This is a genomic window from Acinetobacter sp. YH12227, assembly GCF_013417785.1.
Classification (GTDB): domain Bacteria; phylum Pseudomonadota; class Gammaproteobacteria; order Pseudomonadales; family Moraxellaceae; genus Acinetobacter; species Acinetobacter gandensis.
Genome location: NZ_VPDH01000001.1, coordinates 30,117 through 43,751, shown reverse-complemented (window position 1 = coordinate 43,751; position 13,635 = coordinate 30,117). Strand labels below are relative to the sequence as shown.

The following is a 13,635-nucleotide window of genomic DNA, read 5'->3' as shown; positions in this document are numbered from 1 at the left end:
TACACCAACTTATATTCTGGATTCATAAGTTGGTGCGGAAGGGGGGACTTGAACCCCCACGCCCGAAAGCACTACCACCTCAAGGTAGCGTGTCTACCAATTCCACCACCACCGCAGCTGTGACGCATTCTAGTCGCAACACGTCAAAAAAGAAAGGTCTAAATAAATTATTCAGAACTTTTTGGTGCAGTTGGCGAAGTTTCAGCCACTTTTGCAGGCGCAGTTGGTGCTGAAGAAATCGCATTTAAGCTATATGCATCGGTGGTTTGTTTTTTTGCAAACACCGCAAGCGTTAGACTGGTCACAAAGAAAAGTGCCGTCAAAATCGCAGTCAAACGGGTCATAAAATTACCCGAACCTGATGCACCAAACACAGTCGCAGCACCGCCACCACCAAAAGATGCACCTGCATCTGCGCCTTTACCATGCTGAACTAAAATCAGCACGATCATTAATACAGCTAAGATAATATGTACCACCAGCACAAACGTATGCATGCTGAACTCCTAATTATTTTGTATTTGCAAATGCTTGAGCAATTTTATAAAAAGACTCAGCATTGAGTGATGCACCGCCGACCAGTGCACCATTGATATCTGGACAGGCTGCCAACTCTACTGCATTTTCAGGCTTAACACTACCACCGTATAAAATTGCCATATTTTGGCCTTCTGCGGTGATTTGGCTTAAACCTTGACGAATTTTTGCGTGCATTGCTTGAGCATCTTCAGGAGAAGCTGTCTTCCCCGTTCCAATCGCCCAAATAGGCTCATAAGCAACCACAATATTTTTCCATTGCTCTGCATTTACTACTGCAGCAATATCACAAATTTGTTGCAAGACCACTTGCTCTGCCTGCCCAGCTTCACGCTGCTCAAGACTTTCACCCACGCAGTAAATGACAGTTAGCCCTGCATTTAAAGCATTTTTTACTTTTTCATTCAATATTTGCGGTTGTTCAGCGAATATTTCACGGCGCTCAGAATGACCTACCAGTACAAAGTCAATCGCATTGTCTTTTAACAATTCAGCACTGATCTCGCCTGTATATGCGCCTGTGCCTGCAACCCGTGAAACATCTTGCGCAACTGTCAAAATAGTACGATTTGCCTGTTGCAGCGAATCACGCACAGCCGTCAATGCAATCGCCACTGGTGCAATACCAATATGACAATTTTCTTCTGCAATATTTTGATTATTCAATAATTGTTTAAAATTTTGAAGAAGCGCGCTGGCATCGGCCTGCATTGGGTTCATTTTCCAGTTACCAACAACCCAAGGCGTAATCGTCGAACCCGACATATCTATCCCACATAACAAAGATGAAATCGGGCACATTCTACACGTAAATCATTTTTTTGAAGATAATTTTCCATATTTTTAGCGTCACATTTGCGCTAAGTGACTTAAGCCATTCATCATTTCTGTAAAATAATTAGGCTGATTTAAGGACTGGTTCATGCTTTTAACCAATTCTTAGCTAGTGACAACACTTTCAGATATGGTATTTTTATGCAACAAAAGTATAATTTTACTATACCAATTATAAACAGACTGACGCATAGGCACACAAAAGCATGACTGCAGTTCAAGGTTCACCAAGATTTACGGGGTTTGTTCGTCGCTTAGTTGATGAGGGACATCTATCGGCTGAAAAAATGCAGGCTGCATTGCAAAATGCAAAAAAAGCCAAGCAAGATATCGTGCCACATTTGATTCATGAATATCAGCTTTCTCCCCGCACAATCGCCGAAACCATTTCAATGGAGTTCGGTGAACCTGTTTTTGATATTTCAACCTATGACACCGCTTTGATTATTCGTGATGAGTTTGAAGACAAACTAGACTTCCTTCATAAATCATTTTTTAACCAATTTAATTGTTTATCTTTCACCCAATCTAAATTGTATATGCCAGCAAGTAAATTAAACCGCAGGTTTAATCGTTTACGACGATTTCTATATACACAAGATAAAATCTTAAAACATTTCATCCTTCCAAATACATGCTCTACTTGAATTCGTCTACGACCAATCTCTTTATTTAACTTTTTTAATTCAGAATCTAGTTTTTCAGTTTTCTTTGCTTTAGATGGCATGAGGCATCCAAAACCCAATTTCTTTATCCCTAAATACCCCTTATCAACGATAAAAAAGGGCTTAAATTTTAATTTCCTCATGCTTTTTTTAAATATTTTAAAATCATGCATGCTTCCATGACTTCCACATACACTCAGTATTTCACCTGTTGTATAGTGCATAGATAGCTGAAATTTAAAGGTATGTCGCTTTTTTTTACCGCTATACCATTTCTTCTGTTTTTTTTGGACGTTGAACTAATATTTCAGTGGCATCAATCACAACAACTTCCCAATCCACTTCATCTCGATTAGGAAGTTGTTTTGGCAAGTTGAATTTTCCAGAACGGATTAAGGTATCTTCAATAACACGTGTGATACGAATTGCACTCGTTTCAGATACACCGTAACTCATACCAAGATGGAAAAATGTTCGATATTCTCTCCAATATTCTATACATAAGAGCAAACGATCTTCCAACGGTAATTTATGCGGTCGTCCTTTACCAATATGATAAGGTAACTGCTTATTTAGCTCGGCCAACATGAGGTTAAATGTAGCCCAACTAACACCGGTAAGCCTACGAAACTTAACGTCTGATAATTTTTGAATATCTTTGAATTTCATCCAAGGATTATCCCTTGAATTAAATAATTTTGCTGATTACTTTAAGATCAAATAAATTGTACGTTTTTTGATTTATGACGGAAGTCTACTGATTACCAAGCATCGTATTTTACCGATTTTCAAACATGGCAACCTGCTATTTGTTGCAATCAGCAATCCAACCAATGTAGAAGCAGTAGATGCTATTCGCTTCGGCAGCAAGCTGAATACTGAAACCATTATTGTTGAGCATGACAAACTCGAAAAGTTAATCGAGCAAAATTTTGCTGAAGAAAGTACCTTTGATTTTGATGATGATTTTGATCTTGATTTAGAACAAGACATGGCTGATCCATCTGAATCAAATGAAGAAGAAGCAACAGGTGATGAAGCGCCAATTGTTAAATACATTAATAAACTATTGGTTGATGCGATTCGTATGGGCGCATCAGATTTGCATTTCGAACCGTATGAAAAAACCTATCGGGTACGTTATCGTGTCGACGGGGTACTTCGTACCATCACCAATCCCCCTCTTCAACTTGCAACACGCTTGGCATCACGTTTAAAAGTGATGTCGCAAATGGACATTTCAGAAAAGCGTGTCCCGCAAGATGGTCGTATTAAACTCAAACTATCAAAAAGTAAAGCAATTGACTTCCGTGTTAACTCACTACCGACTCTATTTGGTGAAAAACTCGTATTACGTATTTTAGATCCATCCAGCGCCATGCTCGGCATTGATGCACTGGGTTATGAACCGGATCAAAAAGAATTGTTTATGCAGGCACTGGATAAACCGCAAGGGATGTTGCTGATCACCGGCCCAACAGGTTCCGGTAAAACCGTTTCACTTTATACCGGCTTAAATATTTTAAACCGTGAAGATACCAATATTTCAACTGCCGAAGACCCTGTCGAAATTAACTTAGAAGGTATTAACCAAGTTAACGTCAACAATAAAGTCGGGCTAACGTTCTCTGCCGCATTAAAGTCATTCCTGCGTCAGGATCCAGATATTGTGATGGTCGGTGAGATTCGTGACTTAGAAACTGCCGAAATTGCCATTAAAGCAGCACAAACCGGCCATATGGTGATGTCTACGCTACATACCAATAGTGCTCCAGAGACACTGACACGCCTTAGAAATATGGGTGTGCCGTCATTTAATATTGCAACATCTGTCAATTTGGTGATTGCACAGCGTCTTGCACGACGCCTTTGTAGCCAATGTAAAGTACCCGTAGATATTCCAAAGCAAAGTTTATTAGAACTTGGCTTTACTGAAGATGATTTAGCGAATCCAGATTTAAAAATTTATCAACCCGTTGGTTGCTCTGAATGCCGCGAAGGCTATAAAGGTCGAGTCGGTATTTATGAAGTGATGAAGGTCACACCTGAAATTTCAAAAATTATTATGGAAGACGGAAATGCATTGCAAATTTCCGAAGCTTCTAACAAAGCCGGTTTTAACAATTTACGCCGTTCAGGCTTAATTAAGGTTATGCAGGGGGTGACTTCACTTCAAGAAGTCAATCGTGTAACCAGTGAGTAAGTGAATTAGTATTTAAAAATAAGGATAAATTCATGGCTGTAAAAAAAGCGCAGATGATGCCAACCTTCAGTTATGAAGGTGTAGATCGCAAAGGGGCAAAAATTAAAGGGGAATTGCCTTCTCGCAACATGGCTTTGGCTAAAGTGACCTTACGTAAGCAAGGTATTACCATTCGAACCATTCGGGAAAAGCGTAAAAACATTCTTGAAGGTTTGATGAAGAAAAAAGTCTCAACTTTAGATATTACCGTCTTCACTCGCCAACTTGCGACCATGATGAAAGCAGGTGTTCCACTGGTTCAAGGTTTTGAAATTGTTGCGGAAGGCTTAGAAAATCCAGCAATGCGTGAAGTTGTGCTCGGCATCAAAGGTGAGGTCGAGGGGGGGAATACCTTTGCGGGTGCGCTGCGAAAATATCCTCAATATTTTGACAATTTATTTTGCTCTTTGGTTGAATCCGGTGAACAATCGGGTGCTTTAGAAACCATGTTAGATCGTGTAGCGATTTATAAAGAAAAAAGTGAATTGCTCAAGCAAAAAATTAAGAAAGCCATGAAATATCCTGCTGCAGTCATTGTTGTAGCAGTGATTGTCACTATCATTTTGATGGTTAAGGTTGTACCAGTATTCCAAGATCTTTTTAGTTCATTTGGTGCAGATCTTCCTGCTTTTACCAAAATGGTCGTCAACATGTCAGAATGGATGCAGAAATATTGGTTCTTTCTGATCATCGGTATTGGTGCGGTCATCGCGGGCTTTATGGAAACAAAAAAACGCAGCAAAGCCTTCCGTGACTTCTTAGATAAAGCAGCACTCAAAGCCCCTATTTTTGGTGATTTAGTTTATAAGGCGATTATCGCTCGTTATAGCCGTACATTAGCGACTACTTTTGCTGCAGGTGTACCACTCATTGATGCGCTGGAATCTACAGCAGGTGCAACTAACAATGTCGTATACGAGACTGCAGTCATGAAAATTCGTGAAGATGTCGCAACTGGCCAACAACTTCAATTTGCCATGCGTGTTACGGATAAATTTCCATCAATGGCCATTCAAATGGTCGCAATTGGTGAGGAATCTGGTGCTCTCGATGCTATGCTCGATAAAGTTGCAACGCATTATGAAAATGAAGTAGATAACGCCGTTGATGGTCTTACATCAATGATGGAACCATTAATTATGGCGGTACTCGGTGTGCTTGTTGGTGGCCTTGTGATTGCAATGTATCTTCCAATCTTCCAAATGGGTTCTGTGGTTTAATGCAAGAATTAATAACTTACCTCATCAACACCCCAATTGCGCTGTATATCGCGGTTGGGCTTTTTAGTCTTTGTATTGGTAGTTTCCTCAATGTAGTGATCTACCGTACACCTAAAATGATGGAACAAGAGTGGCGTACTGATTGCCAACTTTTCCTTCACCCAGAACAACCAATCATTGATGAAAATAAAATCACGCTAAGTAAGCCCAATTCGACTTGTCCAAAATGTCAGACACCGATTCATTGGTATCAAAATATTCCTGTCATTAGTTGGCTCGTCCTTCGTGGAAAATGCGGTGATTGTCATAATCCAATTAGCATCCGCTATCCACTCATTGAGTTATTAACAGCCATTTGTGGTATCACTGTTGTCGCTGTATTTGGACCAACCTTACAGATGTTATTTGGTCTAGTATTAACGTATGTTCTAATTGCACTCACATTTATCGATTTTGACACTCAATTACTCCCTGACCGTTATACACTACCACTTGCTGCACTCGGTTTAGGTATTAATAGCTACGCAATCTATACCTCTCCAACTTCATCAATTTGGGGCTATATTATTGGCTTTTTATGTCTTTGGATTGTTTACTACCTGTTTAAAATTATTACTGGTAAAGAAGGCATGGGCTACGGTGATTTTAAGTTGCTAGCAGCTCTTGGGGCATGGATGGGACCGTTTTTACTTCCACTGATTGTCTTGCTCTCCTCGCTTGTTGGTGCCATTATCGGGATCATTCTCTTGAAAGTCCGTAAAGAAAATCAGCCATTCGCCTTTGGCCCCTATATTGCCATTGCGGGTTGGATTGCTTTTCTTTGGGGTGATCAAATTATGAAAATCTATTTAGGCCAATAAGGTAAAACGATGACTTTTATTCTGGGATTAACAGGTGGGATTGGCAGCGGTAAGTCAGCTGCCAGCCAATGGTTCGAAGCCCAGAATATTGTTGTTGTAGATGCAGATATAGTGGCACGTGAAGTTGTTGAAGTCGGACAGCCTGCTCTAGTCCAAATTCGACACATCTTTGGTGATTGGGTAATTCTTGAAAATGGAGCACTGAATCGTTCTGCATTACGCGAGCATATCTTTAAAGATCCGTCTGCCCGGCAAAAACTTGAGGAAATTACCCATCCTGCAATTCGCACTGCAATTATTGAACAATTAGCAGCAGCACAAAGTGCGTATGTGATTTTGGTATCGCCACTCCTGTTTGAAACAAATCAACATGAATTAACTGATCACATACTGCTCATTGATGCCACTGAAGAATTACAAATTCAGCGCGCGTCCAATCGTGATGGACAAAGTGTTGAACAGATTAAAAAAATTATTCAAGTTCAAATGCCACGCGAGCAAAAAATTCAGCATGCCAATGACGTGGTATTGAATGATGGTCATTTAGAGCATCTCTATGCTCAACTGCGACCATTACATCTTAAGTATTTAGCTCAGGCTGAAATCCACTGATATAAAAAAGCAGTCTCAATCAGACTGCTTTTTTTGTTGCTGTAGTTGCTTCTCTAAAGTATCTTGCCGGCCCAACCATTTCCATGGTTGTATTGCACCAATACCCATCCCGAGCAAACCACAAATAATAGCCACGCTCAAAGGCTCATCCAGTAAAGGCACTGCCAAAACTGCTGCGATAAAAGGCGCCAAAGTCACAATACTTCCTGCCTTAAATGCACCCAATCGCTTAATCGCTTCGACATAAGTTAATGTTGCGATGATTACCACAAAAATACCGTGGAAAACGACCTGACCAATCAGTTGCATCGGCTCAGGATCAGACCAATGTTTCGGGAAAAATAGCAAATAGATGGGCACAAAAATAATAGCGGACCAGATCGCCACACCAGACATTGCATGCCATGCCGATAGTTTCCACTGCTTTAACAGTACGGTAAATATCCCCCACCAGATTGCACTGATGAAAAATAGCAAATCACCTAAACCAAAAGCTACACCTGATTCCATATACATCAGATAACTCATAACACCAATGGAACTCAGCATAATCGAGACGCTGATCCAAGTATGTTTATCTAGTGGCTGTCTAAAGATAAGAAAAGCCGCAAAGGCTGTACATAATGGAATACAACCATTGAGAAAAATGGCAGCATGTGCAGCTGGTGCATAATGAAATGCGCTATAGGCAGTCAAACAATATGTCACCCCGCCAATCATTGCCAAGATAAACGGCTCTTTTTTCCATAAAAAAGCCGTATCTTTTTTATAAATTAATATCGGCATCAGGATGCAAAAGGCTAGAGCAAACCGCAGCGCGGTAATATCCCAAGCACTAATGCCCCAATTGGCACTTAAACGTGCCGTTAAGGTAAACCCACCCCAAATACACATCGTAATCAGGACATACAGGTAACCTTGCTTTTGGGGAGACATATTAAGTTTCTATCGAGTATTCATTAAAGATTTCGTTGGCGACATGCTTCGTACAATGCCATACCGGTTGCGACACTCACATTCAAACTTTGTAGATTGCCCGCCATTGGAATGTAAACAGTTTGATCACATTGGCTTTGGGTAATTGGACGTAGTCCAGTATCTTCCGCGCCCATTACCACACAAATACCTGTGTCTTTAAAATCAAACTGTTGAATTGGGAGTGCTTTTTCATCCAACATCGTACCAACAACACGCACATTAAATTCTTCTTTCATGTGTCCTAAAGTACGTGCCAAATTCGTAACCTGAATGAACTTCACTTTCTCAGCGCCACCTGCAGCAACTTTACGTGCAGTCGGCGTTAAAGTTGCTGAGCGATCACGAGGCGCAATCACTGCTTCCACACCCATTGCCGCTGCTGTACGAATACACGCACCTAAGTTATGTGGGTCGGTAATATGATCCAATGCCAGAAGTAAAGCATTTGGTTTGGCTTGAAGTAAGCTATCTAAATCCTTTTCATTTAATACAGGATGCGGGCGAACCGCAGCCACTACGCCTTGATGAAAGGGTTGACCTGCTAATTTTTCTAAGCTGTCACGACTGGCTTTTTGAATAGATACGCCAAAAGGTTCAGCCAATTCAAAAATACGTTGTAAACGCTGATCTTCACGACCTTTTAAAGCAAACAAAGTTAAAACACGTTCTGGCTCGAGTTCCAGTAATGACTCCACTGCATGAACGCCATAAAAATATTCCGGTTTTGCCATGAACGACCTCTAAATTTGCAAACTTCAATCTAACTGAGCTACAGAGTGGATAACCCTCTGAACTTACATATATCCAAAAAGAAAAATCCTGCAAAGCAAGCTTTACAGGATTTATGCTTGAACAGTAGTTTAACCGATTCAGGTTAAAAAAACTGTGTCTAAATCAGTGTAGTGATTAACCTTCTAAATGGCATACATAATCAAGCACTTCATCAGTTTCAATTTTAAAACGGCTGTTGCCAGGGACATAGAAAGATTGACCCGCACGGAACAATTCGCTTTCTTCGCTATCCGCAATTTGAACACGGCATTCACCTGAAATGATTTCCATACGTTCAGGCACATGTGTTTCAAATGTCAAAGCTTGTTCAGTTGGAAGTAAAACACCCAGTGTTTTTTTTGTTCCATCTTCAAATTGCACAGTATGGCTGATGCATAGACCGCCAAAATAAACATTTGATTTCTTAATTACCGATACATGATCAAACTGAGCTGACATGCGTTTTCTCCAGATAAAGCATATTTATAATATTTTGATGGATGTAGTTTAATTGTGCTGCAACAACTAATCAATCTGTGTTTGATGAAGCGTGAATCAATATTTTCTATAAACTCATCCTTGAACCAACAGCATGAATTTCAGGGTCAAAGCAATTGATTTTTCGAAAGTCTAAATCAACTCCCCCTTAGCTGACAAATGCATTTTCAGGGATCATCCACTAAAGTTGCAGAGCATTTTTGTGTATTAAATTTAAATAAAAACCAACCATTAAAAAACCTTTTATCATTACCCAATATTAAAATTGAACAACCAATAAAATCTTTACAGATCTCATTTTAATAAATACTGAACGAACAATTAATTAGCACCATTAAGCACATGGCTATTTTTATCCAGCCTCATTTCAATTTAATGAAAAGGATCGAAGCCCAATCCCCAATTCGCTTTAGCCCGATTCCTTCAAAATATGAAAAAAAATTTAGCCATGCAGTCCATCACTCAAATGCTACAAAATACATCGTTAAAAAAAAATTGTATTTAACTGAATGACGCTCTAGCACATTGAAGTTATATTTTTATCATCATTTTCAGATAGAATATGACTGTTTTAGTTCATCAAAAAATAAAACTGATCTTGTGACAAAAACAAATTCTGACTATCTTTAACCTACACTTTTCGCAGCTTGGATGCGTTTATGCTGACACACTTAACTCTGATCAATTTTGCTTTAGCCGACCATTTAGCCATTGATATCGAAAAAGGTTTTAATGTTCTAACCGGTGAAACAGGTGCAGGTAAATCACTTCTACTCGATGCACTGTCAGCATGTTTAGGTGAACGTACCGATACCAATTATGTACGTTTCGGATCAGAAAAAGCCGATGTCACAGCTACTTTTAGCTATCAAGACAATAGTGCTGAGGCGATCTGGTTAAAAGAACATGAACTGGATGATGAATCAGGTGAAATCCATTTACGCCGTGTGATTTTTGCTACAGGACGTAGTAAAGCATGGATTAATGGCCGACCAAGCAGCCTATCTGAATTAAAAGAAATTGGCCGTCTTTTGGTGCAATTATATAGCCAACATAGTCAGCAGCAGTTACTAGAACCGCCCTATCCAAAGCATTGGCTAGACCGTTATTACAACCTATATGAACCTGCACAAAATGTGCGTGATGCATATAGTAAATGGCAAAAAGATATTCGTCAGCATCAAGCTGCCTTAGATGCACAAGCGACACGTAAACAGCGCATTGAAACGCTTGAATTACAACTCGAAGAACTTGAAGACACAGTTCAGCAAGATTACAAAGAAATTGAACAAGAATTTGATCGCCTCAGCCATCATGAACATATCATGCAAGATTGTTCATATAGCTTAAATGCGCTAGATGAAGCAGAACAAAATATCAATCAGGAAGTTTCTTCCATTTTACGTCGTCTCGAATCACATGCAGGACGAAGTGACCAACTTTCAGAAATTCATGCTTCACTGCTGAATGCACAAAGTGAGATGGAAGATGCCACAGCAAATTTACGTCAATTCATGGATCGTCAAAGTTTCGACCCTGAGCGTATGGAAGAATTGAACACTCAACTTGAAGGTTTCCATCGCCTAGCACGTAAATATCGTACCCAGCCAGAAGATTTAAAAGCCGAGTACGAACAGTGGCAAACCGAGCTTGAACAATTACATCAATTGGAAGATCCTGAAACCCTTGCAGAACAAGTCGAAGTTTCACATCAAGACTTTTTAGCCAAAGCACAGCATTTGGATAATATTCGCCGTGAAGGTTCAACTTCGCTCGCGAAACAACTCACTGAGCAAGTCAAACAACTTGCGCTACCTGAAGCCCATTTTGAATTTAAATTTGAGCCTTTAGAGCAAGCATCCAGTGAAGGTCTAAGTTTCATACAATTATTATTTACTGCCAACAAAGGGATTCCTGCACAGCCCTTGGCACGTGTTGCCTCAGGTGGTGAATTGTCTCGTATTGCATTGGTCATGCAAGTGATGAATGCTGAGAAAACCGATTCAGAAGTTTTAGTCTTTGATGAAATTGATGTCGGGATCAGTGGTGGTACAGCAGAAATCGTTGGCCGTCTCTTAGCTGATCTTGCTCAACATGTGCAAATTTTATGTATTACTCACCAGGCCCAAGTTGCAGCGCAATCTGATCAACATCTGTTGGTGAAAAAACGTCAGACAGACCCAGCTAGCAGTACAATTGTGGACTTGGAAGAAGAACAGCGCATTCTAGAATTAGCACGCATGACAGGCGGTGTCGAAATAAGCGATACCACATTGCAACACGCCAAGCACTTACGTCAATTAAAGTTTCAACACAGTTAATATTTTAATGATTTTAAAAAGCCTTGTTCAAGTATGAACGAGGCTTTTTATAGACGAAGTTTTCTAATTAAATAAAAAATACTTTTTTATTTAACAATACCTTGATAAACGAATCCTTTTGAACCCAAGCTATAGCGCAAATAACGATGCTGTGGTTGTAGCTTCTGATTTAACAGCATTACATCAACCTGCTTAGCAGCAACTTTTATATAATTTTGCTGATTATTACGCTCTTGATCATAACGACAATCGTAATCAACGGATATTTCATGCAAATTCTTTTGCTTGGTGTTGAATACATAGGATTTGAGTAATTGCTTCGGGCCAATTTCTACTGCTCTTAAATGATGTACACCGGTACAACTATCGCCTTTATAGTAGCTTCGCACCAAATAAACAGTTTTATTTTGAACACGTACTGGCTGTATTTGATTGATATAACCTGATTCAAATTCATCTAAGTGCTGAGTTTTAGCGGTAGCATATTGTACATAATTACTCCACTCACCCATCGTTCCACCACCCGAAACATCAAAACTATAAAATTTCAGTTTTTTGTCAGGTGAATACTGGATATGCACATAGCCTTGTTTTTCTAACTGGGCAAAATTATGTTTAAAGCTACTTGGATCATTGGCAATGAGTCTGACTACGGCCTGTTCAATATCAGTATTCACTTCATAAAAATTAGATTTTTGAAATTGTTGAATGACTTTAGGCTCTTGCTTTTGTAGTGTCGCAAGATCAGCAAAGGATGCATTTGAGATACAACCCAAAAAACATAAAACGATCATTTTATGACTTATTTTCATTTAATCACCCTAATCTCTAAACATACATATCGTTTGCTTAAAGACTATTTTAGCAACTCAGCTCGAATGGATTATGCAGGGTTATGATGTAAATACGTATCTGAATATCGCCATTTCACTGCCCAATTCATCATTTTTACTCAGATAAAACCAGCCTATCCGGTGATAAATTCTATCTTTCTTTGCAAAATCATTTGGTGAATACGTATTTCTCTTGTAAGTTGAAAGCATCAAGTAAAACAATACTTGGCTCCACCAAGAATAAAAGGAGAATGCCCCTGGTGACAAAACAATACCTGACGCATCGCTGCCTAATTGCTCCGCCAGACATGAGCGACGATTTTTTTGCCAATACCGTGATCTACCTTGCGCGTCATGACGAAGATGGTGCTCAAGGTATAATTATTAACCGTCCATCTGGCTTGCAAATTAAAGAACTCTTGAATGATCTCGAAATTGAGGCGGATAATGTGCGACCTCATGAAGTGTTGCAAGGTGGCCCTTTACGCCCAGAAGCAGGTTTTGTTCTTCACACCGGTCAACCGACTTGGCATTCATCGATCGCAATTGGTGAAAATGTTTGTATAACCACATCCAAAGATATTTTAGATGCAATTGCCCACAATGAAGGTGTTGGTCGTTATCAAGTAGCGTTAGGCTATGCCAGTTGGGGTAAAAACCAGCTTGAAGAAGAGATCACTCGTGGTGATTGGCTCATTTGCGACTCAGATATGGATTTAATTTTTAACTTACCTTATGACGACCGTTGGGATGCCGCCTATAAAAAAATGGGGGTTGACCGTATGTGGTTATCGTCTGAGATTGGACATGCCTGAAACAGCAACGCATCAAATGATTATGGCCTTCGACTTTGGCACACAGAAAACAGGGATGGCAGTAGGACAAGCACTGATTGAAAGCGCCAATCCACTTCCGCTCTTCCCGATGAAAGATGGTATTCCTAATTGGGATAACTTGCTTAAAATTGTGAAGCAATATCAACCCGATTTGTTCATTATTGGCCTACCTCTCAATATGGATGACAGTGAATCTGAACTTTCAACGCGGGCACGTAAATTCGCGCGCCGTTTACGTCATCAGACCAATATTGAAACCCTAATGGTAGATGAACGATTAACTACACGTGAAGCACGGGACGAATTGGGACACTACCAAGCGCAAGGTCGCGGTAAAAATATTTCAGCCGACAGTATCGCAGCTGCGTTATTTATAGAAAGTTGGTATCGCAATCCAGTTGGGGTAAAACCTTAAGCTGAAAAAAGCA

At 39.9% G+C, this 13,635-nt stretch carries 13 protein-coding genes, 1 tRNA gene and 3 pseudogenes; 8 read left to right on the top strand and 9 right to left on the bottom strand.

Going from position 1 to position 13,635, the window contains the following annotated elements:
* Window positions 1-30: 30 nt before the first annotated feature.
* The 3 genes from FTV09_RS00215 to tpiA form a co-directional block, all read right to left on the bottom strand.
* Window positions 31-115: transfer RNA gene (locus FTV09_RS00215), tRNA-Leu, on the bottom strand.
* A 52-nt stretch (window positions 116-167) separates the two neighbouring features.
* The gene (gene secG, locus FTV09_RS00210; protein WP_067763070.1) at window positions 168-497 is read right to left on the bottom strand and encodes a preprotein translocase subunit SecG; all 330 of its coding nucleotides are present in this window, start codon (window positions 495-497) and stop codon (window positions 168-170) included.
* Window positions 498-510: 13 nt separating this feature from the next.
* On the bottom strand, window positions 511-1,302 hold the full coding sequence (tpiA, locus tag FTV09_RS00205; RefSeq protein WP_180056210.1) for a triose-phosphate isomerase: 792 nt from the start codon (window positions 1,300-1,302) through the stop codon (window positions 511-513).
* 275 nt (window positions 1,303-1,577) lie between these two features.
* On the opposite strand from tpiA, the pseudogene FTV09_RS18230 reads away from it, so the two are divergent.
* Window positions 1,578-1,859: pseudogene (locus FTV09_RS18230) on the top strand (type IV-A pilus assembly ATPase PilB); the annotation flags it as partial.
* Here the strand turns inward: FTV09_RS18230 and FTV09_RS00200 are convergent.
* Window positions 1,853-2,263, bottom strand: a pseudogene (locus tag FTV09_RS00200) (transposase family protein); the annotation flags it as partial. The pseudogenes FTV09_RS18230 and FTV09_RS00200 sit on opposite strands and share 7 nt — an antisense overlap.
* Before the next feature lie 37 nt (window positions 2,264-2,300).
* A complete protein-coding gene (locus FTV09_RS00195) occupies window positions 2,301-2,705 on the bottom strand; it encodes a transposase family protein (RefSeq protein ID WP_180056209.1) in 405 nt (134 codons plus the stop codon).
* An 88-nt stretch (window positions 2,706-2,793) separates the two neighbouring features.
* Here FTV09_RS00195 and pilB point away from each other — a divergent pair.
* The 4 genes and pseudogenes from pilB to coaE all read left to right on the top strand — a co-directional run.
* Window positions 2,794-4,239 (top strand): annotated as a pseudogene (pilB, locus tag FTV09_RS00190) (type IV-A pilus assembly ATPase PilB); the annotation flags it as partial.
* A 32-nt stretch (window positions 4,240-4,271) separates the two neighbouring features.
* On the top strand, window positions 4,272-5,498 hold the full coding sequence (locus FTV09_RS00185) for a type II secretion system F family protein (protein ID WP_180056208.1): 1,227 nt from the start codon (window positions 4,272-4,274) through the stop codon (window positions 5,496-5,498).
* Window positions 5,498-6,358 (top strand): A24 family peptidase, encoded by an 861-nt coding sequence (locus FTV09_RS00180; RefSeq protein WP_180056207.1) that lies wholly within the window; start codon window positions 5,498-5,500, stop codon window positions 6,356-6,358. Before FTV09_RS00185 ends, FTV09_RS00180 begins: the two co-directional genes overlap by 1 nt.
* A gap of 9 nt (window positions 6,359-6,367) precedes the next feature.
* Entirely contained in the window at window positions 6,368-6,970 is a 603-nt protein-coding gene (gene coaE / locus FTV09_RS00175) for a dephospho-CoA kinase (RefSeq protein ID WP_180056206.1), read from the top strand.
* Window positions 6,971-6,985: 15 nt separating this feature from the next.
* Here coaE and FTV09_RS00170 read toward each other — a convergent pair whose 3' ends face one another.
* The 3 genes from FTV09_RS00170 to FTV09_RS00160 all read right to left on the bottom strand — a co-directional run bounded on the left by FTV09_RS00170 (window position 6,986) and on the right by FTV09_RS00160 (window position 9,178).
* Window positions 6,986-7,906 (bottom strand): DMT family transporter, encoded by a 921-nt coding sequence (locus FTV09_RS00170; protein WP_180056205.1) that lies wholly within the window; start codon window positions 7,904-7,906, stop codon window positions 6,986-6,988.
* Between the two features lie 23 nt (window positions 7,907-7,929).
* Window positions 7,930-8,679 carry a 23S rRNA (guanosine(2251)-2'-O)-methyltransferase RlmB gene (gene rlmB / locus FTV09_RS00165; protein WP_067763084.1) on the bottom strand — a complete coding sequence of 250 codons (750 nt, stop codon included), beginning with the start codon at window positions 8,677-8,679 and terminating at the stop codon, window positions 7,930-7,932.
* A gap of 175 nt (window positions 8,680-8,854) precedes the next feature.
* The gene (locus FTV09_RS00160; RefSeq protein ID WP_067763086.1) at window positions 8,855-9,178 is read right to left on the bottom strand and encodes a pyrimidine/purine nucleoside phosphorylase; all 324 of its coding nucleotides are present in this window, start codon (window positions 9,176-9,178) and stop codon (window positions 8,855-8,857) included.
* A 698-nt stretch (window positions 9,179-9,876) separates the two neighbouring features.
* Between FTV09_RS00160 and recN the strand changes: the two genes are divergently transcribed.
* Window positions 9,877-11,538: a DNA repair protein RecN gene (gene recN / locus FTV09_RS00155; RefSeq protein WP_180056204.1), complete on the top strand. Its 1,662-nt coding sequence runs from the start codon at window positions 9,877-9,879 to the stop codon at window positions 11,536-11,538.
* Window positions 11,539-11,624: 86 nt separating this feature from the next.
* On the opposite strand, the gene FTV09_RS00150 is transcribed toward recN, so the two are convergent.
* A complete protein-coding gene (locus FTV09_RS00150; RefSeq protein WP_180056203.1) occupies window positions 11,625-12,350 on the bottom strand; it encodes a hypothetical protein in 726 nt (241 codons plus the stop codon).
* 281 nt (window positions 12,351-12,631) lie between these two features.
* Here FTV09_RS00150 and FTV09_RS00145 point away from each other — a divergent pair, with 281 nt between their 5' ends.
* Together FTV09_RS00145 and ruvX are read left to right on the top strand one after the other, a co-directional pair.
* Complete coding sequence (locus tag FTV09_RS00145; RefSeq protein WP_067763263.1) at window positions 12,632-13,186, top strand: YqgE/AlgH family protein; 555 nt, start codon at window positions 12,632-12,634, stop codon at window positions 13,184-13,186.
* On the top strand, window positions 13,179-13,622 hold the full coding sequence (ruvX, locus tag FTV09_RS00140; RefSeq protein WP_067763090.1) for a Holliday junction resolvase RuvX: 444 nt from the start codon (window positions 13,179-13,181) through the stop codon (window positions 13,620-13,622). Before FTV09_RS00145 ends, ruvX begins: the two co-directional genes overlap by 8 nt.
* Window positions 13,623-13,635 lie beyond the last annotated feature (13 nt).

Bases quoted from the DNA above. Each gene is read 5' to 3' on its own strand.
- secG (WP_067763070.1), bottom strand. From the start codon at position 497: ATGCATACGTTTGTGCTGGTGGTACATATTATCTTAGCTGTATTAATG.
- ruvX (WP_067763090.1), top strand. From the start codon at position 13,179: ATGCCTGAAACAGCAACGCATCAAATGATTATGGCCTTCGACTTTGGC.
- FTV09_RS00160 (WP_067763086.1), bottom strand. From the start codon at position 9,178: ATGTCAGCTCAGTTTGATCATGTATCGGTAATTAAGAAATCAAATGTT.
- recN (WP_180056204.1), top strand. From the start codon at position 9,877: ATGCTGACACACTTAACTCTGATCAATTTTGCTTTAGCCGACCATTTA.
- tpiA (WP_180056210.1), bottom strand. From the start codon at position 1,302: ATGTCGGGTTCGACGATTACGCCTTGGGTTGTTGGTAACTGGAAAATG.
- FTV09_RS00180 (WP_180056207.1), top strand. From the start codon at position 5,498: ATGCAAGAATTAATAACTTACCTCATCAACACCCCAATTGCGCTGTAT.
- rlmB (WP_067763084.1), bottom strand. From the start codon at position 8,679: ATGGCAAAACCGGAATATTTTTATGGCGTTCATGCAGTGGAGTCATTA.
- coaE (WP_180056206.1), top strand. From the start codon at position 6,368: ATGACTTTTATTCTGGGATTAACAGGTGGGATTGGCAGCGGTAAGTCA.
- FTV09_RS00195 (WP_180056209.1), bottom strand. From the start codon at position 2,705: ATGAAATTCAAAGATATTCAAAAATTATCAGACGTTAAGTTTCGTAGG.
- FTV09_RS00185 (WP_180056208.1), top strand. From the start codon at position 4,272: ATGGCTGTAAAAAAAGCGCAGATGATGCCAACCTTCAGTTATGAAGGT.
- FTV09_RS00170 (WP_180056205.1), bottom strand. From the start codon at position 7,906: ATGTCTCCCCAAAAGCAAGGTTACCTGTATGTCCTGATTACGATGTGT.
- FTV09_RS00150 (WP_180056203.1), bottom strand. From the start codon at position 12,350: ATGAAAATAAGTCATAAAATGATCGTTTTATGTTTTTTGGGTTGTATC.